The 26577-nt window shown below is 59.4% G+C and carries 24 protein-coding genes, 1 tRNA gene and 1 pseudogene; 9 read left to right on the top strand and 17 right to left on the bottom strand.

Features of this window, described 5'->3' with window-relative positions:
- Together GSQ77_RS00435 and GSQ77_RS00430 are read right to left on the bottom strand one after the other, a co-directional pair.
- Positions 1 to 833: PhzF family phenazine biosynthesis protein (locus GSQ77_RS00435; protein WP_254067387.1), on the bottom strand; the 833-nt coding region annotated here is incomplete at its 3' end.
- A gap of 164 nt (positions 834 to 997) precedes the next feature.
- Positions 998 to 1819: an AraC family transcriptional regulator gene (locus tag GSQ77_RS00430; protein ID WP_158897918.1), complete on the bottom strand. Its 822-nt coding sequence runs from the start codon at positions 1817 to 1819 to the stop codon at positions 998 to 1000.
- 303 nt (positions 1820 to 2122) lie between these two features.
- Here GSQ77_RS00430 and GSQ77_RS00425 point away from each other — a divergent pair, with 303 nt between their 5' ends.
- The gene (locus tag GSQ77_RS00425; RefSeq protein WP_158897916.1) at positions 2123 to 3679 is read left to right on the top strand and encodes an NADH-quinone oxidoreductase subunit M; all 1557 of its coding nucleotides are present in this window, start codon (positions 2123 to 2125) and stop codon (positions 3677 to 3679) included.
- Between the two features lie 28 nt (positions 3680 to 3707).
- Here the strand turns inward: GSQ77_RS00425 and GSQ77_RS00420 are convergent.
- A pseudogene (locus tag GSQ77_RS00420) lies at positions 3708 to 3917 on the bottom strand (sterol desaturase family protein); the annotation flags it as partial.
- Positions 3918 to 4243: 326 nt separating this feature from the next.
- On the opposite strand from GSQ77_RS00420, the gene GSQ77_RS00415 reads away from it, so the two are divergent.
- Positions 4244 to 5884, top strand: a complete 1641-nt coding sequence (locus GSQ77_RS00415) for a methyl-accepting chemotaxis protein (RefSeq protein WP_158897914.1) — start codon at positions 4244 to 4246, stop codon at positions 5882 to 5884.
- 10 nt (positions 5885 to 5894) lie between these two features.
- Here GSQ77_RS00415 and GSQ77_RS00410 read toward each other — a convergent pair whose 3' ends face one another.
- The 8 genes from GSQ77_RS00410 to GSQ77_RS00375 all read right to left on the bottom strand — a co-directional run bounded on the left by GSQ77_RS00410 (position 5895) and on the right by GSQ77_RS00375 (position 11707).
- A complete protein-coding gene (locus GSQ77_RS00410) occupies positions 5895 to 6608 on the bottom strand; it encodes a response regulator transcription factor (protein WP_158897912.1) in 714 nt (237 codons plus the stop codon).
- A gap of 2 nt (positions 6609 to 6610) precedes the next feature.
- Complete coding sequence (locus GSQ77_RS00405; RefSeq protein ID WP_158897910.1) at positions 6611 to 8041, bottom strand: HAMP domain-containing sensor histidine kinase; 1431 nt, start codon at positions 8039 to 8041, stop codon at positions 6611 to 6613.
- A 115-nt stretch (positions 8042 to 8156) separates the two neighbouring features.
- Positions 8157 to 8837, bottom strand: coding sequence for a response regulator transcription factor (locus GSQ77_RS00400; protein WP_158897908.1), 681 nt, complete (start codon positions 8835 to 8837; stop codon positions 8157 to 8159).
- A 134-nt stretch (positions 8838 to 8971) separates the two neighbouring features.
- Complete coding sequence (locus GSQ77_RS00395; RefSeq protein WP_158897906.1) at positions 8972 to 9220, bottom strand: DUF4148 domain-containing protein; 249 nt, start codon at positions 9218 to 9220, stop codon at positions 8972 to 8974.
- A gap of 187 nt (positions 9221 to 9407) precedes the next feature.
- Entirely contained in the window at positions 9408 to 10070 is a 663-nt protein-coding gene (locus tag GSQ77_RS00390) for a GNA1162 family protein (RefSeq protein WP_158897904.1), read from the bottom strand.
- Between the two features lie 11 nt (positions 10071 to 10081).
- A complete protein-coding gene (locus GSQ77_RS00385; RefSeq protein WP_158897902.1) occupies positions 10082 to 10441 on the bottom strand; it encodes a DUF4810 domain-containing protein in 360 nt (119 codons plus the stop codon).
- Complete coding sequence (locus tag GSQ77_RS00380; protein ID WP_158897900.1) at positions 10438 to 10755, bottom strand: hypothetical protein; 318 nt, start codon at positions 10753 to 10755, stop codon at positions 10438 to 10440. The genes GSQ77_RS00385 and GSQ77_RS00380 overlap by 4 nt, the downstream gene beginning before the upstream one ends.
- A 4-nt stretch (positions 10756 to 10759) precedes the next feature.
- Positions 10760 to 11707 (bottom strand): CsgG/HfaB family protein, encoded by a 948-nt coding sequence (locus GSQ77_RS00375; protein ID WP_158897898.1) that lies wholly within the window; start codon positions 11705 to 11707, stop codon positions 10760 to 10762.
- A gap of 501 nt (positions 11708 to 12208) precedes the next feature.
- Between GSQ77_RS00375 and GSQ77_RS00370 the strand changes: the two genes are divergently transcribed.
- Complete coding sequence (locus GSQ77_RS00370) at positions 12209 to 13090, top strand: fructose bisphosphate aldolase (RefSeq protein WP_367889642.1); 882 nt, start codon at positions 12209 to 12211, stop codon at positions 13088 to 13090.
- A gap of 184 nt (positions 13091 to 13274) precedes the next feature.
- Positions 13275 to 13348, top strand: a tRNA-Gly gene (locus tag GSQ77_RS00365).
- A 170-nt stretch (positions 13349 to 13518) separates the two neighbouring features.
- Here GSQ77_RS00365 and GSQ77_RS00360 read toward each other — a convergent pair.
- A complete protein-coding gene (locus GSQ77_RS00360) occupies positions 13519 to 15243 on the bottom strand; it encodes a methyl-accepting chemotaxis protein (protein ID WP_158897894.1) in 1725 nt (574 codons plus the stop codon).
- A gap of 503 nt (positions 15244 to 15746) precedes the next feature.
- On the opposite strand from GSQ77_RS00360, the gene trmB reads away from it, so the two are divergent.
- Positions 15747 to 16466 carry a tRNA (guanosine(46)-N7)-methyltransferase TrmB gene (gene trmB, locus GSQ77_RS00355; protein ID WP_254067386.1) on the top strand — a complete coding sequence of 240 codons (720 nt, stop codon included), beginning with the start codon at positions 15747 to 15749 and terminating at the stop codon, positions 16464 to 16466.
- 9 nt (positions 16467 to 16475) lie between these two features.
- Here trmB and GSQ77_RS00350 read toward each other — a convergent pair whose 3' ends face one another.
- A complete protein-coding gene (locus GSQ77_RS00350) occupies positions 16476 to 17063 on the bottom strand; it encodes a DUF1439 domain-containing protein (RefSeq protein ID WP_158897890.1) in 588 nt (195 codons plus the stop codon).
- A 158-nt stretch (positions 17064 to 17221) separates the two neighbouring features.
- On the bottom strand, positions 17222 to 17482 hold the full coding sequence (locus GSQ77_RS00345) for a YkgJ family cysteine cluster protein (RefSeq protein ID WP_158897888.1): 261 nt from the start codon (positions 17480 to 17482) through the stop codon (positions 17222 to 17224).
- A gap of 139 nt (positions 17483 to 17621) precedes the next feature.
- Here GSQ77_RS00345 and GSQ77_RS00340 point away from each other — a divergent pair, with 139 nt between their 5' ends.
- Positions 17622 to 18275: a protein-L-isoaspartate O-methyltransferase gene (locus tag GSQ77_RS00340; protein WP_158897886.1), complete on the top strand. Its 654-nt coding sequence runs from the start codon at positions 17622 to 17624 to the stop codon at positions 18273 to 18275.
- A gap of 48 nt (positions 18276 to 18323) precedes the next feature.
- Positions 18324 to 18647, top strand: a complete 324-nt coding sequence (locus tag GSQ77_RS00335) for a rhodanese-like domain-containing protein (protein WP_158897884.1) — start codon at positions 18324 to 18326, stop codon at positions 18645 to 18647.
- Between the two features lie 68 nt (positions 18648 to 18715).
- On the opposite strand, the gene GSQ77_RS00330 is transcribed toward GSQ77_RS00335, so the two are convergent.
- Complete coding sequence (locus GSQ77_RS00330) at positions 18716 to 20017, bottom strand: aspartate aminotransferase family protein (protein ID WP_254067390.1); 1302 nt, start codon at positions 20015 to 20017, stop codon at positions 18716 to 18718.
- Between the two features lie 296 nt (positions 20018 to 20313).
- On the opposite strand from GSQ77_RS00330, the gene GSQ77_RS00325 reads away from it, so the two are divergent.
- Positions 20314 to 21735 (top strand): PLP-dependent aminotransferase family protein, encoded by a 1422-nt coding sequence (locus tag GSQ77_RS00325; RefSeq protein ID WP_158897880.1) that lies wholly within the window; start codon positions 20314 to 20316, stop codon positions 21733 to 21735.
- A gap of 170 nt (positions 21736 to 21905) precedes the next feature.
- Positions 21906 to 23315 (top strand): argininosuccinate lyase, encoded by a 1410-nt coding sequence (gene argH / locus GSQ77_RS00320; protein WP_158897878.1) that lies wholly within the window; start codon positions 21906 to 21908, stop codon positions 23313 to 23315.
- Positions 23316 to 23422: 107 nt separating this feature from the next.
- Here argH and GSQ77_RS00315 read toward each other — a convergent pair whose 3' ends face one another.
- Positions 23423 to 25693, bottom strand: a complete 2271-nt coding sequence (locus GSQ77_RS00315) for an arginine/lysine/ornithine decarboxylase (RefSeq protein WP_158897876.1) — start codon at positions 25691 to 25693, stop codon at positions 23423 to 23425.
- A 69-nt stretch (positions 25694 to 25762) separates the two neighbouring features.
- Positions 25763 to 26332 carry a dCTP deaminase gene (gene dcd / locus GSQ77_RS00310; protein ID WP_158897874.1) on the bottom strand — a complete coding sequence of 190 codons (570 nt, stop codon included), beginning with the start codon at positions 26330 to 26332 and terminating at the stop codon, positions 25763 to 25765.
- Between the last annotated feature and the right edge of the window lie 245 nt (positions 26333 to 26577).

The following is a 26577-nucleotide window of genomic DNA, read 5'->3' as shown; positions in this document are numbered from 1 at the left end:
CCCGCCGCTGGAGAAAAGCCGTAATGACGTAAGCCATAAAGAAGCGCAGTGGCCGCAATTCCCGTCGCTGCGTCCTCGTGATAGCCCGACGATCGTGGGAACTGGCGCGCATGAAAGATATGACGCTTCGAATCTTCTACCGCGAATGGATAGAGTCCGGTTGAATCCAGGGCCGCGCAGACCGCTTCGACGGATGCGAAATCGGGCTTGAGAGCATGTAAAACATCGGGAGACCTCAACGCAATTAAGGTCTTGATTCGACTCGTCTTTGAATTCAGAACCGAAAGCGGCATTATGTCGCCAGGACGCAGATTCAGCACTTTCATCAAGGTGTCGATAATCGCCGTATCCGTGAGCGGGTACACGACGCCCTCAGGCTGGCTGACTTCGATACGTTCCGCGCTTGCGACCTGACTTGCCACCGGGCGCGCGACCACGCTTGCGACCGCGTTAACCAAACCACTCATGGTTTCTACCCGCGCCCGCGGTGTCGTCCATAAACCGTTGCGCCTAAGCAGCCAGAGCGCGCCAACGGTCGCATGCCCGCACATCTCCATTTCATGATTCGGCACGAAAAACCGAAAGCGGAAATCGTTGTTAGGGTCTTGCGCAGGCAAGACGAATCCGCTCTCGTGTCCATAAGCTGCCGCAACTTGCTGCATTTGCGCCGCGTCAAGCTGGCTGGCATCGAGCACGATCGGAGCGGGATTTCCGCCACCGGGCCCAGCGCTAAAGACTTTAACAACATCCACTCGGCAATCGCCAACAGGACCGCCCCGTGTCCCGCGCCTCGCATTCTCTCCGACACCTTGCATTTTTTCCGCTCCCTCCATTGTTGGAGCAAGCGTAACGCGTCAAATATTATTTTTCGCGCTGGATCGGGCCAACTAATCCGCACAATCGGGCCACGTGATCGGACTACCTAGTCTGGGCATGTAAGCGGACAGGTAAGCGAGCCACATAATCCGGCCACATGATCGAGTTCCATGCAGGAGCGCTAGATTCGTGGCGCGCGCGGGTGTTGCACGCCATATTTCGCAAACAATTTCGCCAAATAAGAGGGCGATTCAAGCCCGACCGCGAGGCATACGGATAGAACCGTGCTTCCCGGACTGCTCAACAAAACGGCAGCTCGCTTGACCCGCAACCGATTGATAAACTCAACGATGCTCACCCCACTCTCCTCGCGAAACACCCGAGTGAGGTGCCGGCGAGAAATGCCAAATTCGGCCGCGACACCATCGATTTCGATTTTCTCGTCGAGCCGCGCTTCAATGAATGCCTGAATGCGCTCGATCAAGAGCGTGCGCCTCGCGCCCGTCGCCACGGTAACCGAATCGGCGAAGATGCTGTGCTCGATACACAGCGCAGCGAGCAGTCGACCGGCCAAGTCGTCGCAATATTGAACCAGGCCCTGGCGTGCCATGCCATCCAGGGCATCTCGACACGCTATAGCGGCCCTCAGTCGCGTGGGTACGCTCCAGATCAGCGCTTTGTCTTGCGCTATCGAGCGCCCGGCTTGGCCCTCGCAATATTTTACGAAGTCGCCATCCACGTAGACGGAAAGATGCGCTTGCGGGCATAGACTCGCTTTCGTCGAATGGTAAATCCCCGATGGAACGAGCGCGTACTGCGCGCGAGCAACCTGCAAAGGCGCTTTCGAAATCTCGGTCGAAATCGACAGGTCGCCACTTCGAGGCAGGATGAACATGTACTGGTCGTGAGCGTGCCAGTCGGTTTCATAGTCGGCCGTGTCGACATAGCAAAACTTTGCCGCTGCACCTGGCAAAAGGTGCGAGCGTGTCGTTTCGTAGGACATATGCCGCCTCCCCACCAATGAAAGAGAAATGCCAGATTCGAGAATCGGACTGGCGTATAGATCAATGTTACCCGGTAGTGACCATCGCCGCGCCGGCCCTGAGCGTCCATTTCCAATTGTTGCGACGCCGCAAAATTTAACAAGATTTATACATGTTAACCCCTAGAATTCGAGCCGCTTGCATAAACGCCGGTCCGCGTTACAAATGACTGTGCCTTATGCAGGCTGCTTTCGTTCGGTTCGAATCGAGCGCCAAGCAAAGCGTTAATTCGCTGCACAGCAGCTTTAAAGGCCTCGTCACGCATGCAATCGCCACCTTATTTGAGTTTAGCCATTTGGGTCCCCATCCTGTTTGGCTGCGCGATCCTCGGGTTGAGCTCAGATCGCACCCCGCAAAGAGCGCGGTGGCTAGCGCTCGTCGGCGCGACGGTCGGACTGCTGCTGACCTTCCCGTTGATTGCCCATTTCGACAACCATGCCGGGCAGATGCAGTTCGTCGAACAGCTCGCCTGGTTGCCGGCATTGGACATCTCCTACCATCTTGGCATCGACGGCGTTTCGCTGTGGCTCACCGTGCTGACCGCTTTTACGACGCTGATTATCGTGATCGCGTCGTGGACCGCCATTACCGTAAGGGTTGCGCACTATCTCGCGTCCTTCATGTTTTTGTCGGGGCTGATGGTCGGGGCATTCACCTCGCTCGACGGCATGCTGTTCTTCGTGTTCTTTGAAGCGACGCTGATCCCGATGTATCTGCTGATCGGCGTCTGGGGCGGCGCGCAGCGCGTGCTCGCGGCGCTCAAGTTCTTCTTCTTCGCGTTTATCGGCTCGCTCGCGATGCTGGTTGCGATGCTGTACCTGCATTGGCAGTCGCATACCTTCGACATGGCGACGTGGCAGACGATGCAGCTCGGCTTTACGCCCCAGCTCCTGATCTTCCTCGCGTTCTTCGCCGCGTTTGCGGTCAAAGTGCCGATGTGGCCGATCCACACATGGCTGCCGCAAGTTCACCTGGAAGCACCGACCGGCGCTTCCGTCGTGCTTGCCATGCTCAAGCTCGGCGCCTACGGCTTTCTACGGTTTTCGCTGCCGATCACACCGGATGCGAGCCATTTCTTCGCTCCCGCGATGATCACCCTGTCGCTAGTCGCCGTCATTTACGCGAGTCTCGTCGCCTTGGCGCAGACCGACATGAACAAGGTCCTTGCGTATTCCTCGATCGCGCATATGGGGCTCGTCACGTTGGGGCTATTTCTGTTCAACCGCATCGCCATGGAAGGCGCGATCGTGCAGATGATTTCGTACGGGTTTGTCGCGGGCGCCATGTTCCTGAGTGTCGGTTTGCTCTATGAACGCATGCAGACCCGCAGAATTGACGCGTATGGCGGGATCGTCAACGCCATGCCGAAATTCGCCGTGTTCGTGATGTTGTTTTCGATGGCGAATGTCGGCTTGCCGGGCACCTCGGGTTTCGTCGGCGAGTTCATGGTGATCATGGGGGCGATCAAGTTCAACTTCTGGATCGGGGCGATCGCCGGCCTCACCCTGGTTCTCAGCGCGTCTTATACGTTATGGATGTACAAGCGCACGATCTATGGCCCGCTTGGCAACAATCAAGTGGGCAAGCTCGTCGATCTGAACAAGCGTGAATTCGCCATGCTGGGCGCGCTCGCGGTGCTGGTGCTGGCGATAGGAATCTATCCGCGGCCGCTCACCGATGCGATCGATGCTTCGTCCACGACCTTGCTCGGGCAAATTGCCGAGACTAAGCAACCGTCGGATGATGGGGGTGCGTCGGCGCGAAGCGCTATCGTGCAGAACCGTAGCCCGAAAATCGGTGGTTCGCAAGCGCCGACGTAATTTCCGAATGGGTCGTTCGCAAGCGCCTAATGATGTAGGTATCGATGACGCTTTTCTCGAAGCCGAGCAAAAACAGAGGTGCCAACACCGCCACGCGGGTCACCGTTATTTCCAGCAAGTGCAGCCGCGAGCCGGCCAGCCAGTCCAGCGTCTTGACGCTATGGTGAACCGCATGGAACTTCCATAGCCAGGGCACCTCGTGATACGCACGATGCGTCGCATACTCCATCAGGTCCGCCCCGTGGCGCCCCCAGGCTCGCCAGCGTAACGGCGCACTCCGCCTCGGTTCACGCCAAGTCTCCCCCCGCCTCGCGTCACCGCTCCAATCACGCTAGCAGGCACGCGCTTATTTGTAATACAAATTAGAGAACTCGCTCTCAATCTCATAGGTTTTGCCGAAATTGAGATTTAAATGGGCTTTTACAGGCTATTTTCGATGATTTTTATCGGTTTTCCGGACTTTATCAGTATAAACTGGCATTGACAGTTGCCTGACAACATTGGTAGTTTGTATCCAGCGCAAGGACTGCGCGCATCGCTAGCAAACTCACCAAGGACAGCCAGATGAAGTGGTTACACAGCCTTAAGCTTGCGAACAAATTGCTGTTGGCTTTCGCGGTTTGCGCAATGATCACTGTGGCGGTGGGCGCGATCAGCGTAGTGACTCTGTCCAGTTTGAGCGCCATGCAAACCACCATGTATGAGCGCGAACTCACGCCGATCCGCGGTATCGGTAACGCCCTCTCGGAAGCCGCAGAGCATTACCGCCGCCTATTCGACATGCTGACCAACGACGATCCCGTGGCCAGCGCAGCGTCGTTGGACCTCAATCGACACGGCGAGCAAATCATCGTTGCCGCCATCGACTTCGAACGCGCTCACGCCACCAGCGATGTGGATAAACAGTTGCTCGCGCAATTCGATACCGTATGGCCCGCATATCTCGCTTCCGTGAAAAAGGTCGTAGAGGCCGCCGACGAAGCCAATCTGCCGGGCGGCCTGCACGAAATGCATGCTCAAACCGACGCATTGCATGTCAAGGTGCGCACGATCCTGAGCGCGTTTGCCAGCGCGCACGACAACTCGGCGAAAACTCAATACCAGGCCGGCGCCGCGCTCGCGGTTCACGTGACCGAATGGATTGGCGGCTGTGCGCTCCTCGGCATGATCCTCGCGCTCTCGGTGGGGTTCGCGATCAGCCGCTCGGCGACGCGTTCGATCGGTGGCGAGCCGCGTCAAGTGGCCAAGGTAGCAGCCGATATTGCCCGCGGTAACTTAAGCGAAAACATCGCGTTAATGCGAGGCGACGACAACAGCATCTTGTTTGCGATGCACGAAATGCAGACCTATCTTCGCAACACGGTGGGATCGATACGCACCAGCAGCGTTTCGGTCGCAGACTCGGCAAGCGAAATAGCCCATGCCAACGAAGACATGTCCCAACGCACGGAGCGGCAAGCAGTCTCGCTAAGCGAAACTACGCACAATATGGACCGCTTGATGGAGATGGTCAGGGACAACGCCGCCAACGCGCACAAAGCCAGTACGCTCATGCAACAGGCATCGGGCACGGCGAGCCAGGGCGGCTCGGCGGTACAAGAACTCGTGGCCACCATGAACGTCATCGAACAAAGTTCAAAGCGCGTGGTCGACATCATCAGCGTGATCGACGGCATTGCCTTTCAGACCAACATCCTCGCGCTCAATGCCGCCGTCGAGGCGGCACGCGCCGGAGAACAAGGGCGCGGCTTCGCCGTCGTGGCATCGGAGGTGCGAAACCTGGCGCAGCGCAGCGCCACGGCTGCCAAGGAAATCAAAGTGCTGATCAACGATTCCGTAGGCAAGATCCAAAGCGGCTTGTTGTTGACGCAGAGCGCGGGCAACACGATCAACCATACCGTCGAGGAGGTGACTAACTTGTCGGGGTTGATGACTCAAATCGCGACGGGATCTGCGGCGCAAACCGATGGCCTGGAGCAAATCACGCTCGCCGTTGCTGCGATGGACGAAGTTACGCGTCAGAATGCTGCGCTGGTTGAAGAGGCCGCGGCAGCGGCGGCATCGTTAAGCGAAACGGCCGGTGCATTGCGTGAGACAGCGGCTCACTTCGACATCGAACGCAGGGACAGCGCGCAAACGCCGGCATCCGCGCGGGCGAGCGCAGGCGACTTGGACTACCGAACCGCCCAGCGTCGAGCGACATGAAGCCGCCCCGCTAAGGGTGACTGAGTTGATAGCCGAAGCGGCTGATGGTTTCCAACCGAGCACTGATGCCGTGTTCCTTGAACTTGCGGCGCAGGCGTGTGATGACATGATTGACGTTCAACGGATCCACACTGTCGCTCTCCGGCCATGCGTACCGACTCAGGTAGTCGCGAGCGACCGGGACATTCGACCGGCGAAGCAGGCATTCGATCAGCAGAAACTCACGCGGGCTCAGCGGTAGCCGCTTTTCACCCGCGCTCTCACCCGCGCTTTCACCCGCGACGAGTTCGCGCGTGGAAGCGTCGAGCCTGAACGGCACATTCGACACGGGCTCGGCACGCTGCGTCGGCGACGCCCGGCGCAAAGCCAGCATCCTCTCGTGCATTTCGACGAATGAATACGGCTGCACAAAGCAAGCGTCCGCGCCGTCGCGTAGCAAGCGTATGCGATCGGCCGTGCTCGCACGGCCGAGCACGGCAACAATAACGGGCGATCCAGCCAAGCGCGCAAATTGGGCCAAGAGCGGTGGCAGGAGCGCCTCTGCGCTCGCGATCGCATCGACGTCTGGCGCCACCATCAGCACGGCATCGAATGCGTCATTCGAAGCAAGATAGAGGCCATCATGGAGATCATCGGTCACCTGCAAGCTGTGCGCGCTTTCGCCCAATGCTTTGTACAGATAGTCGGCCTGCGCACCAGGAGGCGAAATGATCAGGATACGCATGATCAGTGCAGCGCGTGTGACCAACACTCAAGCGTTACGGTAGTGCCCGCGGCCTCACCGTTCGAGCCGATGCGCAACGTGAAGTCGTGCAGTCGAACGACCGCGGAGACAATGCTCAGGCCTAGCCCCGACCCCGCAAGGTGACGGGCCTGCTCGCCGCGGTAAAAGCGCTGCAGCACCGCCTCCCGCTCGGCGCCGGGAATGCCCGGGCCGTTGTCCGAGATGCGCAGGCGTGCGCCGTGCTCGAGTGCCACCAATTCGATTCGCACTTCGCCGTTGTCAGGTGCGAACTTGATCGCGTTGTCCAGCAGATTGCTGAACGCTTCGAAGAGCAAGGCGCGATCGCCGTGTATCTCCGGCACATCCTCCACGTGCACATTCCAGACGATGCCGCGATCCTCAGCGAGCGGTTCATACAACTCGCTGACCTCGCGAACCAGCGTCGCCAGATCGACGGAGGAGAAACCGCCGCGCCGCTTGAGTGCCCCGATCTCCGAGATCCGCAACATCGCCCGGAAGCGATCGAGCAACACGTCCGTCTCGAGGCGCGCCTGTTCGACCATGCCGCTGACGTTGGCGTCTGCGCTGACATCGAGCCTCTGCGCGACACTGCCAAGCAGTGTACGGATATGCGCCAACGGCGTTCGCAGATCGTGCGCGATTCCGTCGCAGGCGCCTTTGACTTCGGTCATCAAGCGCTCGATTTCGTCCAGCATGTAGTTGACGAGATGCGAGAGCATGTCGAGCTCATCGCGCCCGCCCGTGGGCAGGCGCTGGTTCAGATCGCCCTCGGCGATGCGCAGCATCGCGCGGCGAATCTCGCGCACGCGACGCATTTGCCGCGTGCTCAGAAGCAGCCCTGTCGCAATATTGAGTAGCAGGAAGAACACGCCACCGCCGAGCAGCGCATTTAGCGTTGTCCGGCGAACTTGCAGGATCGCCGTGAGATCGCGCGCAATCACGAGTTGCGATCCGTCGGCGCGTCGTTCAGCCATCACGCGAACCACCGGTGGGCCCGACGAGACATCCATCGCGAGCGTTTGTTTCAGCGTGAACCCCGTGGCACTGAGGCCGCGCCCGTTGGCGGCAGTCGTGATGCCCGGGGGCATGACCAGGATATCCCCGGCGATATGGGAGCCGTCGGCGGCAAAGAGCCCGAAATAGCTGGTATGAAAGTGTTCCTGCTCCAGCCTGCGGCGGATGGCGTCGGGCACATTCTGGTCGGATATCGATTCGAAGTAGAACAGCTCCCAATGCATCAGGTGGTCGGTGTCTCTTTCCATCCTCACGGTCACCGACCAGCCGATAAAGCCGAGCAACACCATGACCGACAACACGAAGATCGCCGCATAAACGGAGAGCCAGCGGAAGGTCGTGGAGTGCCAGCCTCGCCCCAGGTCCGCGGACGGCGCGCGCTTCAGTGCGTCGCTCATAGTGCCTTATGCAGGTGCTTCATGTGGGTGCTTCATGTGGGTGCTTCATGTCGGTACATTCGTGCGGATGTGCTCATGGGGTGGCATGCATGTGGGTACATTCATGCGACAGCGTTCAAGAGAGAATGTAGCCCGAACCGCGTACGGTCTGGATGACGGCCTTCACGCCGGGAGGATCGATCTTCTTGCGCAGGCGTCCCATATGGACGTCGATCAGGTTGGTGCCCGGGTCGAAGTGATACCCCCAGACCTCTTCGAACAGCATGGTCCGGGTGATGGTCTGCCCGGACAGCCTCATCATGAATTCGAGGATACGGTATTCGGTGGGCAATAGCGCGATTTCCACACCATCGCGCTTGACCTTGCGCGAAATGAGATCGACCACGAGCGGCCCCACTTGCAGCGTCGAGACGTTCTGCGCAGGTGCCTCGCGACGTCGGCGCAACAATACTTCGAGACGCGCGACCAGTTCGTCGGGATCGAACGGCTTGGTCAGGTAATCGTCGCCGCCCGCACGCAGGCCGCGAATGCGCTCATCGACATCGCCCAGCGCGCTGAGCATGAGAACCGGTGTCTGCACGCCCACCGTGCGCAAGGTGGTGAGGACGGTCAGGCCGTCGAGTCCAGGCAGCATCCGGTCGAGCATGATGAGGTCATAGCCGCCACTCATTGCGCGAGCGAGGCCGTCCGTGCCGTTGTCGACCCAGTCCACGTCGAACCCGCACTTCTTGAGCTCGGTCACGATCTCGTTCGCCGTCAACGGATCGTCTTCAATCGTGAGTACTCGCGTAGTCATCGCCCTTGATTGCGCGGCGACATCTGTCGAAAGCCCGACGTCGCCTTTATTTCCGATGAGTAAATGATGCCACAACCCCGAATCGCAGGTATTTGCGCAGAGTTGGTGCGTACGCATGTCACGCCCAGCCTGCCTTAGGAACCTTGATAGATGAAGGTGTTGAGATAGCGCACCTCGCCGTCCTGTTGCGCGACGGCCAGTTGGTGTTCGACTTGCGCGCGGGTCAGCGTCGAAGTCTGCTGTGTGGACGATAGCTCTTGCTGCGCTTGCGCTACTGCTTGCGCTTCCGCTTGCTCTTGCGCCGTGGTGGGCGCTTGGGCAGCGAATGCGGCCGACGAACATAGGCCGGTGAGTACGCTTGCGGCGATGAGAAGTTTCTTCATGGTTCACTCCGGTTTGTACAGCGGCGGTATGGCCGCAATGTATGGCCGCGATATGTGGCCACCGGTTTTGAGATTACGCCCCCGCCCGTAACGGTTCGGATGCGCATTCATGAAGAAAAATTTAGGTTGGAGGGGCTTTTGCGCTCGATCGATTCACGGCGATGCCGGTTTGCACCGCCGGGCGTGGTCAATAATCCGTGATGTCTGCCTTGTATTGACTGTCATAGGGCCCCGCCGGCAAACCCTGGCCATGCATACCCACCGACAAGAAGTTGGCGCGCTGAGCCAACGGGATGTAGTTCGGTTTGGCCTTCGCTATCGCTGCCTGGACGGCCGCTACGATCAATGTTGCAAGCGGATTACCCCCACTCGAACCCTGTGGCTGATAGAACACCCGCTGATGGTGCTTCCACAGAGTCTGGCCCGTTGTGCCACTTTTCAACACGTACTCGAGCTCGACCGTCACGGTTGTGGATATAACCAGGTACCGGGCATCCCAGCGATCGATCGTGATGTACATGATCGCATCCGCGCCGAACATCTTGCCTAGCTTCGTCGGATCCTGAGCGTGCACCATGTTTGCGTCGCTCAGCCCATCGTCCTCCATCACGCGCTTGGTCAGGTTGACGGGAAATACGTAGTAGCCGCGCTCGGCGATCGGACGCGATATCGTGGAAAGGAAATAATCCGGCGCATCCACGTCAACGCTGCGATTGATCACAGGAACGATCAGGATCGAGTGCGGATCGCTGTTACGCAGGGCCGAGTAGTCTAGATGGACAGGCGCTTGCACACAGGCCGCCAGCGTCGATACGCTCGCCGCGATCCCGAAAAATTTGAATAGGCGCATGACAGCTCTCACTATTTGGCGGGCTTGGTGTTAGATGCGAGCCGGATCATCGTGTCCATCAGAAGCTTGGACTCAGGCCACGTTTGTTTTTCTTTCTGGAAATACACGATGGCCTGCGGGCCATTGCCGCTTTCCAGCAGCACGTTGCCGTACTCGGCATACAAACCCGGCGGGACTTTTTTGTTCGTACTTTCGGCGCTGCTGATTGAGTCCGCCAAATGCTGGGCGAAGTCGGTCTTGTCGGCCGGCGTCTTGTAGTAGCTGTAGAGCGATGACTCGTAGCTCCCCCACGCGTACTTCGGCGGCGGAGCACACGCGGCGACAGTGGCCGCCAACGCGCAAATGACGGTGATGCGTGCGAGTGTCATCATGGTGTTGTGCCCGCTGAAACGTCGACGTTCACGGACTCGCCGGAAGCCGCAAAAATGCGCTTGGTCAAAATCGCCGTCGTGCCTTGACGCACCTCCACCAAGTGCACACCCTCTTCGACAGCGAGCACTTCCTTGCTGCCGTCATAGCGATCGGCAGGCCCGATGGACTGCCCGTCGAGTATCAGCTCGCTGCCTTGCGGTGCACCGCTGAGGCGCAGGGTTGGCCGATCGCTACCCGACGTTACGTTGGAAGCGGGCAAAGCACAGCCCGCAAGCGCGACGCAGAGCGCCACGACATAGGTGGTTCGTTTCATCGCTTCACTCGGCTACGAAAGCACTGCTGGTTTGGGTGAGGGTTCCCGATGTGAGCTCGGCAATCGAGCCTTCATTGGTTTCGTTGTCGCCAAAATTTCCCGTGACGCGTAAGGTGGCGATCCGGGTCGATGGCAGCGCGATCGAGAAGCCGGTTTGTGCGCTCTTGATCTGTTCGCCCGCACGGTAGACGTGCAGCGTGTCGCCGGGCCGGATGCCCTGGCGGGCTCCACCGCTGATATAGACAGTTTGCCCCTGCGCCTTGAGGATGTCGGTATGCCACGGGCGCTCTTTGAGTTTTGTCATCATCGCGCCGATCACATCGGAAATGGCGGCAGCAATCGCTTTGTCGTTGAGCGATTCGTCGTAGTCTGCGCGAGCGCCGAACCCGGCTACCTCGCCCGATTCCGTGGACGCGTCGCCGGTACCCGAGGCCGAGAAAAACACATGGCCCGTCTTCACATCGACCAGACGCAATTCGACCTTTGCATGGGCATGCTGAATCTTGGTCGCACTCAGAAAGCCCGCAGTACCCGTGGTGCTGCGCCCGAACTCGGTGACCGAGCCGAGCACCAGCGAGTCGACCCCGACGAGTTGCCCGTCGCCCGACAATGATTGCTCGGCCGTGACCTTCGCCAGATCCGGACGCTCAAACACCATGAATTGACCCGACGCGACGAGCCGGCTGGCGAGGATGTCGCTCGCTTGCTTGCCAAGCGGATCGAGGCTGCCATCCGTCACAAAGGTGCGGCCATATCGCGTTTCGTTACTGAAACGCCCGATCGCGATTTTGCGTTTGAGGGTTTTTATATCGACAGCGGCAATCTGCGCTTGTGCGCTCTGCTGCTCCATTCTGGGCTTCGGCGCTTCGGTTACTTGAGGCTGCGGCGTAACCGTCGCGCATCCCCCCAGCAACGTGCAGGCCGCTGCGAGCGCAAGAATTTTTCTTGTCATTTCCCCTGACTCTTCAAGTGTTTATGGCAGAAACTTAATTTTTATATTCTATTTTTCCTGAATTCCAGCCCGCACACTTCTTTAAAGTGAGAGTTATCGATTTGGAAAAATTAGTTTTTTGCAGAATAACATCACCGTGATTTACGATTAGAACGTGCAATCCATTATTGTATTAATTTCAACTTTGTGTCTGCATTAGAGCGCGGATTGAAATGTGCCATTCAGGGGATAGCGATTTTCGGATCAAAACGATAATCCTGGAAATTAAAGCAATTACATTGCGCCTGGAGTGGTATTCCGCCCATTTCTAGCGATTGCCAAAAATCTGGGTGGAATGTCGGATCGTCACCTGGTGACGTCGGCAACTGTTTCTGCGTGGGGTCTCTGACATTTGCATTAACATCAGTACACTGAACGTATTGAACGCAATGTGTCCCGGCCAGACGTGCTGGTCCGATATTCCGTTGTCGAAAGAGGGAGGCGATCGTGGCTGATGAGAACATGCTGGCGCAAGTTTGTGAAAAGCAGGGATTTTTCGCAGCACTGGATCAGAGCGGCGGATCGACCCCCGGAGCCCTGCGGCTTTACGGCATTCCGGAGAGCGCCTACAGCGGCGACGCCGAGATGTTCAAACTGATACACGAGATGCGGGTGCGCGTCATCACTGCGCCCGCCTTTACAGGGGACAAGGTCATTGGAGCCATTCTGTTCGAAGCTACCATGGACGGACAGGCACTGGGAAAGCCCGTTCCGACCTTCCTGTGGGAGGAGCGCGGCGTCGTGCCGTTCCTGAAGGTCGATAAAGGCCTGGAAACCGAAGCCGACGGTGTGCAACTGATGAAGCCGACACCCGGGCTGGACGCGCTGCTCGATCGGGCTGGAAAGCTCGGTATCTTCGGCACCAAGATGCGGTCGGTCATCAACCTGAATTCGCAAAGCGGTATCGCTGCGATTGTGAAGCAACAGTTCGCACTGGCAGCGCAGATCGACGCGCACGGTCTCATCCCGATACTGGAACCTGAGATTTTGATCAAGAGTCCGGACAAGCCAGGGGCGGAAGCTACCCTCCTCGCGGAACTGACCAAAGGGCTCGACGCCTTACCGGACAGTCGTCGCGTGATCCTCAAGCTGACCATACCTGACGTAGCGGACTTCTATCGTCCGTTGATCGAGCACCCGCGTGTCGCACGTTTAGTCGCGCTTTCCGGAGGCTACGCGCGAGCCGACGCATGCGAACGGCTCGCTTCGAATCACGGCATGATCGCCAGCTTCTCCAGGGCTTTGATCAACGAGCTCAAGCAATCGATGAGCGACAGTGAGTTCAACGCGACGCTCGCGAACTCCATCGACGAGATCTATAGTGCGTCCGTGGTAAAGGTTTGACGCCTGTTTCAGGAAGGCAGCCTCTGGCGGATCAAGGCTCCGAGGGGCGCAGGAACTCTGCCCTCTATCGTCGATTACGGCCTCGATGCCCGCAATAGCTTTCCAAGTGCATCCACTTTCGACGCTACCCGCCAGGAGCCACAGCTGGCAAAACCACCGAATCCCGCGTAGAATGGCGGCCTGCGCGGGCGTCGTATAATGGTAATACCCTAGCTTCCCAAGCTAGAGCCGTGGGTTCGATTCCCATCGCCCGCTCCAGTAGCACCCATATAGTCCGTCTGATCATTCCCCTACGTTTTGAGAGCCGTTCGGCGCCATGCGGCGCGTGCGCGAGCCGCTTAATCTTGCCGCAAAATAAAATGGGCCGCGCTGGCGATGAAGCCAGCGCGGCCCAAAAGCGTTGCTACGCAGTATTGCTATGGCTTACTTCAAAACGTTTCCCAATCTCCCGCCGCACTAGCCGATGCCGTAACCGCCGGTGCCGCAACCCTCGGCTCGCGACGTGGTGCACTTGCGGGCGCAGTCGCAGCGCTACGCGCCACGGCCCGCTTCATCTCAGGCTTCTTCGCGACATGACCGGGGGCAACCACAGCCGACGCTTGTGCCTTAGGACGTGCAACCGTAAACACCGAAACCATCTCATTCATTTTCATCGCCTGCTCTTCCAGCGACTGAGCGGCGGCCGCAGCCTCCTCAACCAACGCGGCGTTTTGCTGAGTCACTTCGTCCATCTGATTCACGGCCAAATTCACCTGCTCGATCCCGCGGCTCTGCTCTTCGGAAGCCGCGGCAATTTCGCCGATAATATCCGCCACACGCCGTACCGCCTGCCGTGCCTCGCCGGTAGTCTGGCCGACTTCCGCCGCCTGGCTCGAACCTTCCTGGATCGTCCCGACCGACTTCTCGATCACGTCCTTGATCTCTTTGGCCGCCGCCGAAGAACGTTGCGCCAGCGTGCGCACCTCGGCCGCCACGACCGCGAAGCCTCGCCCTTGCTCGCCCGCACGCGCCGCTTCCACTGCCGCGTTCAATGCCAGGATGTTGGTCTGGAACGCGATGCCTTCGATCAGTGTGGTGATTTCCGCGATCTTGCTGGAGCTGGCGGTAATCTCGCCCATGGTCTGGACCATGCGCTCCACCACCGAATTGCCTCGATCGGAAATGTCCGATGCGGTCACAGCCAGCGCGCTCGCTTGGCGCGCGTTGTCGGTATTCTGTTTCACCGTACTGGTCAATTCCTCCATGCTGGCGGCCGTTTGTTCGAGCGAGGCCGCCTGCTCTTCGGTACGTGCAGAAAGATCGATGTTGCCCGCAGCAATTTGCCTGGACGCTACGCTCACCGAACCCGAGGACAGCCGCACTTCACCGATGACTTCGGCCACGCGGCTCATCAAGGTATTGAATGCGCTGGCGGTAAGACCAATCTCATCCATGCGGTCGATCTTGGCTGTGGTGGTCAGATCGAGCGATTCGCTCACATGTTGCAAGGTCCGTTGAACATTGCTCAGCCCTTTCGTGACCAATTGATAAAGGTGCACACCTAATCCGCCCGCGACGATCAACACTGCAATAATCGTGGTAACCAGCAACCAGAATGCCTGCGAGTAGTCGGAGTCATTGGTCGCACGAATCGTATGACTCAGCGAGTCGTTGTACGCGATATGGTTGTCGATACCGGTCCCCAGGGTCTTGCCCGCGATGTCCTCGACACCACCCGCGACTAGCAAAGCCTTCGCGCCGTCTTGGTCGCCGCTTCGAGATTTCGCTACGAAGTTGTCGCGACTGGTCCGAAACGCCGCCATGTTCGCTTTGTCGGCGTCCAGCATTTTCCGATCGGTGTCGTCAGAGATATCGCTGCGCTCGTAAGTCGCCATCTGTTGATCGAAGACCTTATCCGCGTCGGCCATCTGTTGCTCGACCGCAGCCTTACCGGCCGCATCGACGGCCAGAACATGCCGCAAATTCAGTCGGCGCAGCGTCTCCATCGTGCTCTTGGCCGTATAGAGCGTCTTGATGCTCGGGATAATATCGGTTTGAACCTCGTCGAATCGCTGCTGCGCCGCGCTGAGTTGCCGCAGGCCAAAACCACCGACCAAAATTAGGGCCAACAAGGCGATGGTTAACGTCAGGATCAAACGTTTGGAGATGGTCATGAATTCTTCTTAAGTTGTGGCGTCAAAAAATTTCCGCGCAAAGCCCGCTCCAGCCGATCGGGTCGCGAGCACTGCTTTATCAAGCAATTGATATATACGTGTCAAGCGTTACAACAATCTGTCAATTAGGTGTCGCGATAGTGCCACCGCCAAAAACAAAAAGATTGTGTTCAGGGTGCAGCCAGGGATAAGTGCAAGCACTTTGGTGTCGACTTTGGCTCGCCTTCCTTTCGATCACCTTTCGCCCGACTGAAGAAGCGTCGGCGCTCGTCGAATCGACCGCCGAGGCTCCGCTTGATCCACACAGGCACATGCACAGGCGCAAGGTATAATTGCCGCTTGCCCGTTAGTCCGTAGACGAGTCGCGTGGTGCGCCGCAGTACTAGTCGCTGCTCACGCGGCTTGGCCGCAACGGCTGCCCTACTCGTCGTATTGAGCCGTCCACTCCGCGTAGCGGTATTTGTCCGCCCCGCGTTCTACTCAGCATCATGAAGCCCTTTTCTTTGCCAGATTCCCCCGACGAGTCGACCACCGCCGCGGACCCTGCGCTGCGTCATCGCAAGATTCGCAGCTTCGTCACGCGCGCCGGACGCGCCTCCAAGGGACAATTGCGCGCACTTGAAGCGCTGGGGCCGGAGTTTTGCCTACCCTATACAGCCGCGCCGCTCGACTGGGCGCAGACGTTCGGGCGCAGCGCGCCGCGCATTCTGGAGATCGGTTTCGGCATGGGCGTGACAACGGCTGAGATCGCGGTGCTACGACCGCAGGACGATTTCCTCGGGCTGGAAGTCCATCAGCCCGGCGTCGGCGCACTGCTCAAGCTGATCGGCGAGCAGGACTTGACCAACATCCGGATGATGCAGCATGACGCGGTCGAAGTCGTGGAGCACATGATCGCCCCGGATACGCTTGATGGCATCCACATTTTCTTTCCCGATCCCTGGCATAAGTCGCGTCATCACAAGCGACGCCTGATACAAGCGCCGTTTGTGACGCTGCTGGCATCGCGACTACGCCCCGGTGGCTATTTGCATTGCGCGACCGATTGGGAAAACTACGCCGAGCAGATGCTCGAGGTGCTCTGCGCCGAAGCGTCGCTGGAGAATACGGCCGAAGGCTACGCGCCCAGGCCAGCCTATCGTCCGGTAACGAAGTTCGAGCGGCGCGGCATAAAGCTCGGGCACGGCGTGTGGGATCTGCTGTTCAACCGGCGTGTGGGCTGAAGCTAGGCTTCAACCGGCAGATTTTTCGATAATCGCAACGCGAATTCCGTGGCTCTCCACGCGGATTTCGCCCGGTTGGTAAGCAACACCAGCAAACGACAACTGTTGCGGCTTGAACGTGTAGATCGGATAGTGATCCAGCAACTGCGTCGCCAGCACCGATGCGACAGCGTTCAATTGCTGTGCATCCTCGCCCGAAAGATCCGCCACATCGATACGCTCCAGCTTGGGGCTACGCAGTACGACGGCCGCACGCGCCGGATCGTATTCGAGTTGGCTGTTGACGGCGAAACTCCCGCTTGCCGGATGACGCAACAAGGGGCTTTGGAAATCCGCGTTGAGTGCGATCGTGACGCTATTGGTTTCCGGATGCAGCATCAATACGGGGTGACTCAGGTTCACCGTCATGAATTGCCCGAAGTTACGCTGATAGGGAAACTTGCGCTCGACGGCGCTTTGCGCGTCACTCTGCGAGAACGTGTAGTGATCGGGGATAAACGGAAACACCTGGCAAGCGCCTAGCGTCAATACGGTCGCCAAGCCAGTGAATACGGCTAGTTGAAAGAATCGGCGACGCAATACGCGGGGATGGGACATCGTCAAAACGCTCCTGTTTTTTGCGAACGTAGGTGATCTTGGACGGCTTCGAACTCGGCTTCGAACTCGATCCTGAACTCGCATTATGCGCGAGCATCGAGCCGGCACGCGGCTCTGACCATTTGGGCTTATTTTGGACTTACCGCAGCAAACAGGGTTCAGCCGCCGGGGCACGTCTCTATTTCAAGTCGTTGCAGCCAGATAAGCGCGTGAGCCGCGTCGGCGCCGCACATTTCCGCGCTCGCCTGCAGCCCTCCGCAGCAAGCCGGCCGTTCGGGCTGTCCGAAGATGGCGCAGCGGTAATCGGCGCCCAACTGCACGCAGCGCTCGCCCGCAGCCTTCCCCAAAGGCATGCCGGGGATAGCGCTGGATATCGAAGGCGCGATGCAACACGCGCCGCAATCAGGTCGGCAGTCCATCTATTCTCCTGTTCGAGCCCTCGTGCGGGACGGTATTGCGATAAGGCTGCGGATTGCGCCGCCAGTTTGATACAATTGCACAGTTAAGTTGCATCACTTCTTTGCGTCATTTCTTGACTGATCCGGAACGATCCCCACCATGAATATTGAGCAAGCACGTTTCAACATGATCGAACAGCAGATCCGCCCCTGGGATGTGCTGGACCAGGAAGTGCTCGGTCTGCTCGCGGTCGTCAAGCGCGAACATTTCGTGCCCGTCGCGTATCAGGCCCTGGCGTTTGGTGATTTCGAAATTCCTCTTCCGGCCGGCCAGCAAATGCTCTCGCCCAAGGTCGAGGCACGCGTGCTGCAGGAACTCGGCGTGAAAAAACACGAGTCCGTGCTGGAAATCGGTACCGGTTCGGGTTACATGGCGGCCCTGCTCGCCCACCGCGCGCAACACGTGCTGACGGTCGACATTCTCCCCGAACTGACCACGTTTGCTAAGGATAATTTTGCGTCCAACGGCGTGACCAACGTCGAAGCCGTCACCGGCGACGCGGCGCTGGGATGGCCGGCGCAAGGTCCCTACGACGTGATCTGCGTGTCCGGCGGCCTGCCATTGCTGCCGCCCGAGATGCTGAATCAGTTGAAAATTGGCGGACGCTTGTCGGCCTTCGTCGGGATGCGCCCTGTCATGACGGCGCAGATCGTCACGCGCGTGAGCGAAACGGAATTCCGTGTGGCCGAAGTATTCGACACCTATGTGCCGCCGCTGGTCAACGCCGTAGAGCCGTCGCGCTTCCACTTCTGATCGCGCGTTGATCTCACATTATTGCGTTTTTTCGCTACAAGGCTGCAGATGCAAAACCTGACCGCTCCCGCCCTGGCCGAATGGCTGGCCGATCCAGCGCGCCCCGCTCCGATTCTGCTCGACGTGCGCGAACCGTGGGAAGTGCAAACCGCCCATATCGCCGGCATCACGCCTATCCCGTTGCAGCAAATCCCCACACGCGGGCTGGAGCTGGATCAAGACGCTGAAATCGTCTGCATCTGCCACCACGGCGGCCGCAGCGCCCAAGCCGCCATGTTTCTCGAAGCGCGCGGTTATACGAAAGTCCACAACCTGCAAGGCGGGGTCGATGCGTGGGCCCGTCAGGTTGACGGGACCATGCAGACCTATTGAGGTATTAGGTGGAGCCCGGGCCGGGGCCCGGGTTGTTGTGCCGGATCGCCGTGCCGGGTCGCAGTACATCAATCGACCGTATTCAACACCTCCTGCACCACGCTGAATAGCTGCTGGATCTGCTTTTCTTCGATGATCAGCGGCGGCGAGAACGCCAAGATGTCGCCGGTATAACGCAGCATCACACCTTTCTCAAAACACTTCACAAACACCTCGTAGGCACGCGCGCCTGGCTGGCCCGGGCGCGGTTCCAGCTCGACTCCGCCGACCAAGCCCAGGTTACGCACGTCAATCACATGCTTTTCGCCGCGCAAGGCGTGGATGGCGTTTTCGAACACAGGCGCCATTGTCGCGGCCCTTTCGAACAGGTTTTCGCGCTCGTACAAATCGATGGTCGCCACGGCAGCGGCGGCCGCCACCGGATGGCCCGAGTACGTGTAGCCATGGAATAGCTCGATGCCATTGGGCGCGGCAGCGCCTACGATGGTGTCGTGCACTGCGGTCTTGACGGCCACTGCCCCCATTGGCACGGTGGCGTTATTGGTGCCTTTGGCCATAGCCAACATATCGGGCACGACGCCGAAGTAATCGGAGCCGAACGCGGTACCCAGGCGGCCCCATCCGGTAATGACTTCGTCGAAAATCAACAGGATGCCATGCTTGTCGCAAATTTCGCGCAAGCGTTGTAGATAACCTTTGGGCGGCACCAACACGCCGGTGGAACCCGCTAGCGGTTCAACGATCACCGCTGCGATGGTCGACGCGTCGTGCAGCGTGACCAGACGCTCCAGATCTTCGGCGAGATGCGCACCCCAGGCCGGCTGACCGCGCGAAAATGCGCTCTCCTTGATATTGAGCGTGTGGGGCAAATGATCGACCGCGGGCAGTAGCGCACCCGAATAGATCTTGCGGTTCGGCGCGATGCCGCCCACCGAAATACCGCCGAAACCCACGCCATGATAGCCGCGCTCGCGGCCGATCAATCGGGTTCGCTGCCCTTCGCCACGGGCGCGATGGTAGGCCAGTGCGATCTTTAGCGCACTATCGACCGCCTCGGAACCGGAGTTGGTGAAGAAAATGCGTTTCAGGTCGCCCGGCGTATGTCGGGCGATTTTCGTCGCGGCTTCGAATGCCTTCGGGTGGCCCATCTGAAAGGTGGGCGCAAAGTCCATTTTCGCGACTTGCTGCTGTACCGCCGTCACGATTTCATCGCGGCAATGGCCCGCGTTGACGCACCACAGCCCCGCTGTCCCATCGAGAATCTGGCGGTTGTCGTCCGACGTGTAATACATGCCCTTGGCGCTCACCAACATGCGCGGCGTCGCCTTGAACTGGCGATTGGCCGTGAACGGCATCCAGAACGCTTCCATATCGACCGCTTCGGCGGGACCGACTGAAGGTGCGTGATTGACGGTATTGGCGTGGTCGGTACTGGCGGGATTCGAGTCGCGCGTATTCATGGAAGCTCCAAGGGTAGGCATCTCCTAATTTTAGGCAGTGGCCACCATTACAGACATGCACAGTTTCGAGCTTTTACCGACAAACTGTAGTGGTATGATCGGCAGACTGTGTTGCTTGAGGTGCTACTACCCGCTGCAACGCTAGCGCTCTTTCAACCTCTACGTCCTGACTTTCGGGCGCCCCCGATCGGTCTGCGCATATCGCCATGAAACGCCTCGCCTTATTCGAACTTGACCGCGAACGCCCGCAGTCCTTGGTGGATCAACTGGTCGGCGCTGTGACCGGCGCGCTCGCCGCGCATCTGCTGCGAGCCGGCATGCGCATGCCCTCGGTGCGTCAACTCGCGCAAGAACAAGGCGTCAGCACCTTTACAGTCGTCGAGGCATACGACCGGCTGGTGGCTCAAGGTGTACTGGTAGCGCGGCGTGGCGCGGGGTTTTTCGTGGCCGGCAAGGGGCCGAGCGAAGCCAGCATGCCTCAACGCGAACCCGGGGCGCTCGATATCGGCAACACCTGGTTGCTCTCCGAGGTGTTTGCCGACAACAGCGATTCCGTCAAAGCCGGCTGCGGCTGGCTGCCGGCCACCTGGGTCGACGAAGCCGGCGTGCATGGGGCGCTGCGGCAACTCGCCAAAGATGTGCTGCCGGAATTCGTCAACTACGGTCAGCCGCGCGGCTATCTGCCGCTGCGCCAGTGGATCGCGCGCCGCCTCGAAGACATGGCGATCGATGTGCGGCCCGAGCAGGTGATACTGACCCATGGCGCAACCCAGGCGCTCGACGTGATCGCGCGCACGCTGCTGCGGCCTGGCGACACCGTCTTGGTCGAGGAGCCCGGCTACTGCAACTTGCTGGAGATCCTGGCGCGTACCGGGGCACGCGTGATTGGCGTGAGGCGCACCCCTCAAGGTCTGGATCTGGCGCAGCTCGACATACTCGCGAGTCAATACAGCCCGCGTGCGCTTTTTCTCAATACCGCGTTGCAAAATCCGATGGGCACATCGCTCACACCTGCCTGCGTACATCGGGTTCTGCAATTGGCTGAACGGCATGATTTTCATATCGTCGAGGACGATATCTACCGCGATCTGGCGCCGCAAGGCACCGCGCTATTCGCGGCGCTCGACGGCTTGAACCGGGTAATCTACGTCAACAGTTTCTCCAAAACCATCTCGCCTTCCACGCGGGTCGGCTACATCGCTTGCACGGCCGCCCTGTGCGGCGACCTGACCCGCACCAAGATGGTGGCCGGCCTCACCACCTCGGAAATCAACGAAAGGCTGGTGCATACCATCCTCACCGAAGGCCGTCACCGCAAGCACGTCGAACGGCTGGGCGATCGCCTCGCGCGCGCCCGCGGACAGGTTTCCACCCGTCTCGCCGATAGCGGCATGACGCTGTTGGCGGAACCGGCCGGCGGCATGTTCGTCTGCGCGAGCTTGCCTGAGGGCGCGCCGCATGCGCGCGAGGTCGCACAGCAAGCGCTCGCGGCCGGGGTGATCCTCGCGCCCGGCGAATTTTTCATGGCGAGCGGCGTACCCACGCACTGGCTGCGCTTTAACGTCGCGTTTTCCGACGATCCGCGGCTGTACCGCTTTCTCGACGCGCTGGCGGACCGCTACGCGTAGCCGGTCCGTGAGCGCTACGCTTTCCGTCTCGCTCTCTTTAAACATGGGCCAACCATGACGTCCGAGCGATGCTTCCGAAGCCGCAGGTGGGTCGCACCGCTCGCCGGGTTGTATAATCGAAGGCTCGATCGGCTGCCCATGCGGGGCGCCCACTACTTCTGCGGATTTCGATGAGTTCCCAACTGCATAAAAAAGGCGAGGCCTGGTCGGCCCGCTTCTCCGAGCCGATGTCGGATCTGGTCAAACGCTATACCTCGTCGGTGTTTTTCGACAAGCGTCTGGCACTATTCGATATTGAAGGCTCGCTCGCACACGCCACCATGCTGGCTACCCAGGGCATCATCGCCCAGGACGATCTGGCCTCGATACGCACGGGCATGGCCCAGATCCGCGGTGAAATCGAACGCGGCGAATTCGAATGGTTGCTCGACCTCGAAGACGTTCATCTCAATATCGAAGCGCGCCTGACCGCGCTGATCGGCGACGCGGGCAAGCGCCTGCACACCGGTCGCTCGCGCAACGATCAGGTCGCCACCGATATCCGCCTGTGGTTGCGCACCGAGATCGATCGCATCGTTACGCTGCTCGCCGCTTTGCGTAGCGCGCTGCTCGACCTGGCCGAGCACAATGCCGACACCATCATGCCCGGCTTTACGCATTTACAGGTCGCGCAGCCGGTGACCTTCGGCCATCACCTGCTCGCGTATGTCGAGATGTTCACGCGCGACACCAGCCGCATGCTGGATTGCCGGCGCCGTATGAACCGCTTGCCGCTGGGTGCCGCGGCGCTCGCCGGCACCAGCTACCCGATCGCGCGCGAACAGGTAGCGCAGCAGCTCGGCTTCGACGGCATTTGCGCCAATTCGCTGGACGCCGTATCAGACCGCGATTTCGCGATCGAATTCACGGCGGCGGCATCGCTGGTGATGACGCATATCTCGCGCTTTTCTGAGGAGCTCGTGCTGTGGATGAGCCCGCGCATCGGCTTTATCGACATTGCCGACCGCTTCTGCACCGGCTCGTCGATCATGCCGCAAAAGAAAAACCCCGACGTGCCCGAACTGGCGCGCGGCAAGACCGGCCGCGTCTATGGTCACCTGATGGGCCTGCTGACCTTGATGAAAGGCCAACCGCTCGCCTACAACAAGGACAATCAGGAAGACAAGGAACCGCTGTTCGATACGGTCGATACGGTTGTCGACACCTTGCGTATTTTCGCGGAGATGGTGGCCGGGATCAGCGTCAAACCGGACGCCATGCGCGCCGCCGCATTGCAGGGTTTTTCGACGGCCACCGACTTGGCCGACTATCTGGTCAAGCGAGGCTTGCCGTTTCGCGACGCACATGAAGCGGTCGCGCATGCGGTGCGTATCTGCGTCGACCGCGGTTGCGATCTAGCCGACTTGACGCTGGACGAAATGCGGGCGGAGCTGCCCAATGTCGCAGCGCTCATCGGTGAAGACGTGTTCGAATACCTGACGCTCGAAGGTTCTGTCGCGAGCCGCAATCACCCGGGTGGCACGGCGCCGCAACAGGTGCGGCTGGCAATTGCCGCGGCTCGCCAGGCACTCGAAAGCTGAAGGCGGCGTGCGGCCGCATTGACGGAAAAAAGCCGTTCGGATGGTAAATCCCGAACGGCTTTTTTGTGCCTGGACATTCTCGTGAAGACTAGGTGTTCGCTGCGTTTTTAGTCCCGCACACAATCCACGAAATATTCGAGCCGGCCGTTGATTTGCTCCGTGACCAAGCCGTGAATATCGGTGTGGAAACCCGGGAAGCGGCTATTGAAGTCGCGGGCAAACTGCAAGTAGCGCTGGATGATGCCGTTGAACCGCTCACCCGGAATCAGCAGCGGAATGCCCGGCGGATACGGCGTCAGCAGAATGCTGGTGACACGGCCCTCGAGTTCGTCGATCGGCACCCGATCGATCTCGCGGTGCACCAGCTTCGCATAGGCATCGGCCGGACGCATCGCGGGCTCCATGTTCGACAGGTACATCTCAGTCGTCACGCGAGCCACGTCGTTGGCCTTGTACACGCTGTGGATCTGGTCGCACAGTTCGCGCAAACCGGTGCGCTCGTAGGCGGGATGCAGCGCGACAAACTCCGGCAGAACGCGCCATAGCGGCTGATTGTTGTCGTAGTCGTCCTTGAACTGCTGCAACTCGGTCACCATGCTGTTCCACCGGCCTTTGGTAATGCCGATGGTGAACATGATGAAGAACGAGTACAACCCGGTCTTCTCGACAATAATGCCGTGCTCGGCCAGGTACTTCGTGACGATCGCAGCAGGAATGCCGGTCTCGCCGAATTCGCCGTCCACGTTCAATCCCGGCGTAATGATGGTCGCCTTGATCGGGTCGAGCATGTTGAAGCCCGGCGCGAGGTCGCCAAAGCCGTGCCACCGCTCGTTGGGTTTGAGCACCCAGTCTTCGCGATCGCCTATGCCCTCTTCGGCCAGCGCTTCGGGGCCCCACACCTTGAACCACCAGTCTTCGCCGTACTCGTCATCCACCTTGCGCATCGCGCGGCGGAAGTCGAGCGCCTCGGCGATCGACTCTTCCACCAGTGCCGTGCCGGCCGGCGCTTCCATCATCGCGGCCGCGACGTCGCACGAGGCGATGATCGCGTATTGCGGACTGGTCGAGGTATGCATTAAATACGCTTCGTTGAAGCGGTGCTTGTCGAAGGTGCTGTTCTCGGAGTCCTGCACGACAATCTGCGACGCCTGCGAGATGCCGGCCAGCAGCTTGTGCGTCGAGTGCGTCGCGAACACCAGCGCGCCGGTGCGCGGACGGCCCGCGCCGATCGCGTGCATGTCCTGGTAGAACTCGTGGAATTCCGCATGTGGCAGCCACGCCTCGTCGAAATGCAGCGTGTCGAGCAGGTCGCCCAGCAGATCCTTGATCATCTCGACGTTGTAGATCACGCCGTCATAGGTGCTTTGCGTAATCGTCAGGATGCGCGGCTTGACGTTCGGGTTCTTGGCCAACGCCGCACGCGTGAACGGGTTCGCTTCGATTTTCTTGCGGATGTTTTCCGGCTTGAATTCGTCGCGCGGAATCGGCCCGATGATGCCGAAGTGATTGCGCGTCGGCGTCAAGAATACGGGAATGGCGCCCGTCATCGTGATCGCATGCAGGATAGACACGTGGCAGTTGCGGTCCACCAGCACGATGTCGCCCGGTGCCACCGTGGCATGCCAGACGATCTTGTTGGAAGTGGACGTGCCGTTGGTCACGAAGAACAGATGGTCGGCGCTGAAAATGCGTGCGGCGTTACGCTCGGAGGCCGCTACCGGACCGGTATGGTCGAGCAACTGGCCGAGTTCGTCGACCGCGTTGCACACGTCGGCACGCAGCATGTTCTCGCCGAAAAACTGGTGGAACATCTGTCCCAGCGGGTTTTTCAGGAACGCGACGCCACCTGAATGCCCCGGGCAATGCCACGAGTACGAACCGTCGGCCGCGTAATGGGTCAGCGCGCGGAAAAACGGCGGCGCCAGCGAATCGAGATAAGTCTTGGCTTCACGGATGATGTGACGCGCAACGAACTCCGGCGTGTCCTCGAACATGTGAATGAAACCATGCAGTTCGCGCAGGATGTCGTTCGGGATATGGCGCGAGGTGCGCGTCTCGCCGTAAAGGAAAATCGGCAAATCGGCATTGCGACGTCGCACGGCTTGGACAAAAGCCCGTAGCGAAACGATCGCGTGCGCCAGCTCGCCGTTTTCCTCGACACCGTTCACGCCGAGCTCATCGTCGTCGATCGACAGGATAAAGCATGAGGCGCGGCTCGCCTGCTGCGCAAACGAGGACAGGTCCCCGTAGCTGGTCAGCCCCAGCACTTCCATCCCCTCGCCCTCGATCGCCTCCGCCAGCGCGCGTATGCCGGAACCCGAAATATTCTCGGAACGAAAGTCTTCGTCGATGATGACGACAGGGAAACGAAACTTCATCGGGGCTGCTCTCCAAAAAAACGATCACCGCCTGCTGGGCGGCGGTGCTGCGGGTAATTTATCCTTACGTCACGTCTTGGGCAGCGTGACACCTTCCTGGCCCTGGTACTTGCCGCCGCGATCCTTATAAGACACTTCGCAGACTTCGTCGCTTTCAAAAAACACCACCTGCGCGACCCCTTCGTTAGCGTAAATCTTGGCCGGCAGCGGTGTGGTATTCGAGAATTCCAGCGTGACGTAGCCTTCCCACTCGGGTTCGAACGGCGTCACGTTGACGATGATGCCGCAGCGCGCGTAGGTCGATTTGCCCAGGCACACGGTCAGCACGTTACGCGGAATCCGGAAATACTCGACAGTGCGCGCAAGTGCAAACGAATTCGGCGGGATGATGCAAACGTCGCCCTTGAAATCGACGAACGATTTTTCGTCGAAGTTTTTCGGATCGACGATGGTCGAATTGATATTGGTGAAAATCTTGAAATCGTCAGCGCAACGGATATCGTAGCCGTAGCTCGATGTTCCGTAACTGACGATCTTTCGTCCGTCTTCGCCGACCCGGATCTGGCCGGGGACGAAAGGCTCGATCATTTTGTGCTGTTCGGCCATACGCCGAATCCATGTGTCCGATTTGATAGTCATGTGCGCGCGGGCGGCCCGGATAAATGAAAGTGAGAAATAGGTACAAAACCAGGTTCAAAAACAGATTCAAAGCGAGATTCAACGCGAGGGTCAAAGCGATTTGAGTCGGTTCGAATCGGGTCGTTCCGCTGCAATGGCGCAACTGCGCTAAGGTGGGCGGAAACAGAGCCGCTTATTCTACTTTATCTGGCCACACGAAGGCCCACTTTGGCCATTTGGCCTGCAACGGGAAACCCGTCGTTTCC

This window comes from Burkholderia sp. L27(2015) (genome assembly GCF_009765705.1).
GTDB lineage: Bacteria > Pseudomonadota > Gammaproteobacteria > Burkholderiales > Burkholderiaceae > LMUX01.
The sequence above is the reverse complement of the archived record's forward strand: the minus strand, read 5'-3'. Positions and strand labels throughout refer to the sequence as shown.